At 63.8% G+C, this 1,913-nt stretch carries 3 protein-coding genes and 1 pseudogene; 2 read left to right on the plus strand and 2 right to left on the minus strand.

Annotated features, from left to right (window positions below):
• The coding region (locus tag WAW17_RS30130) for a relaxase domain-containing protein (RefSeq protein WP_422336517.1) at positions 1-151 on the minus strand (151 nt) is incomplete at its 3' end.
• 236 nt (positions 152-387) lie between these two features.
• Here WAW17_RS30130 and WAW17_RS30135 point away from each other — a divergent pair.
• Both WAW17_RS30135 and WAW17_RS30140 read left to right on the plus strand, forming a co-directional pair.
• Positions 388-834 carry a hypothetical protein gene (locus tag WAW17_RS30135; protein WP_422336515.1) on the plus strand — a complete coding sequence of 149 codons (447 nt, stop codon included), beginning with the start codon at positions 388-390 and terminating at the stop codon, positions 832-834.
• 182 nt (positions 835-1,016) lie between these two features.
• A complete protein-coding gene (locus WAW17_RS30140; RefSeq protein WP_422336516.1) occupies positions 1,017-1,538 on the plus strand; it encodes a hypothetical protein in 522 nt (173 codons plus the stop codon).
• 230 nt (positions 1,539-1,768) lie between these two features.
• Here WAW17_RS30140 and WAW17_RS30145 read toward each other — a convergent pair.
• Positions 1,769-1,913, minus strand: a pseudogene (locus WAW17_RS30145) (HNH endonuclease); the annotation flags it as partial.

Consider the following 1,913-nt stretch of genomic DNA (forward strand, 5'->3'; position numbering starts at 1 on the left):
GGCCGGTACCGAACCAGCGGCCCGGGGGAGTGCCGTGCGCGGTGTAGTAGTCGGTCAGCTCCTGGCCGTGTTCGAGCTCGCGGTCAGCGGTGGCGACCTGCTTGGTCAGGTACTCGTAGCCATCGCCCGCGTGCAGCACGTGGAGCGTCATCACAGGGGCCACAGTAGCCGCTAGATACGACGACGAAAGATGCGACACCCCACGCAGTCTGAAATTCAGCAAGAGGTGTGTCTGAACTTCTTGGCTCTAGATCTGAGGATAACCCGATGACCTGGCGTTTCACGATCGGCTGCCGAAGTCGGACGAGATCGTGACGGGAAGTGATGAAAGGTGTTGTCGGCGTTTTGATCGAGGGATGTCGCGGGGGACAGGTAGGCTCCCACGACATGGCGTCCTCTAACAAAGCAACGATCAGCGCGCGCGAGCGTGTCCGAAAAGCGAACGCGGAGCGGCTCGCCGCCGAGCAGGCCCGGTTGAAGCAGAACGAAGACGATCTGGTCGCGTTCTTCAACTCGACGGCCGACATCGAGAAGGCCGATTCCGATGTCGAGGAGAAGATCCGAAAGATTCGCGACGAAGCCGAGGAGAAGAAGGCCAACGCCGTCAAACGGCAGGCTGCGGCCATTCTCGGGCTCAAGCAGCGCGGCGAGTCGACCTCGGCCATCGCCGAGATGACCGAACTATCCGAAGCGAAGGTGCGGGAGTTGATCCGCCTGGCGAAGCCGAAGACGAAATCTGCGGACGAACCTGTCGCCGAGTCGTCCCCGAAGCCGGTCTCGGAATCGGCGGTCGCGGAGAACAACTCCGAAGAAGCTGAGCAGCTCGCATCCTAACAACCGTACGACATCCACCACGGTGACCACTGCAACGGCTGTCCACACCTGGCGGGCTGCGACCGATTGTGCGTTTCCTGAGACCGAGCGGAGCGGGAGGAAAAGTCTCGGGCATCCACATGAGGGATCCCGCAGTCCCATCTGTGGGTCACCGTCCGCGACACCGGCGCGGCGAGAAGGACGTGACAGATGTGAACCCGGAGCACCTAACGCTTCCCGAAGCGGGCAGCGCAGAGCGGCTACGATTCGAGAAGTTCATCGTGCGCGGTCCGCGGCCGACCGACTGCTGGATCTTCGCCGGCGCCATCGCCGACGACGGGTACGGCCGGTTCTGGGTCTCGCGCAACGGCCGACAGAAGGTAGTACGCCCGCACCGGTACGCGCTGGCGATCGAACTCGGCCGCCCGCTGACCGACGACGAGGTCGCGTTGCACGAAGTGTGCGACAACCCGATCTGTGTGCGCGCGTCGTCGGAAGCGTTAGGTCATCCGCACGTCGTACTCGGCACGCAGGCACAGAATCTCGCCGGGATGGGCGCGAAGGGGCGCGGCGGAGGCAGCGGGCAAACATGGCATTGGTACGGGCCCGATCGTGCGGCACGCGCGGCCAGGTCGCGTGCATTGCGCGAGGCGGTACGCGATGGCTGGGACGACGACGCCGTACAGGCAGCGTTCCGGTACACCGACACCCCGACCTTGTTCTGAAAGTAGAAGGATCGACAACACGATTCGCCGGCCATACGGGGAGCCTAAGGCCGATGGGCGCGCGAGCATGAGCGACAAGGCGCCATCGAGGCCAGCGAACGGGCCAATGAAAAAGCCGCGAAGAAAGATCGCGACCGATCGCGGTGGGCGGTGGGCGCACTGATGTACTTGGGACACCCCGAACGTCGGGGTGTGGCGCACCACTACCGGAGTGGAGCGATCCCTGCTCGTCAGCAGGTCTGCAGAACGCGGATCATGGCGTCCTTCTCGGCCTGGGTCACCCACAGGTTATAGAGGGCTTTGACGTCGATCTGACGGGAGACGTAGGTGCAGCGCTAGCCCTTGTACGGCGGCAACCAAGACGCAGCATCGGAG

Origin of the sequence: Rhodococcus sp. (in: high G+C Gram-positive bacteria) (genome assembly GCF_049286785.1) — a bacterium.
Lineage (GTDB): Bacteria > Actinomycetota > Actinomycetes > Mycobacteriales > Mycobacteriaceae > Rhodococcus_F.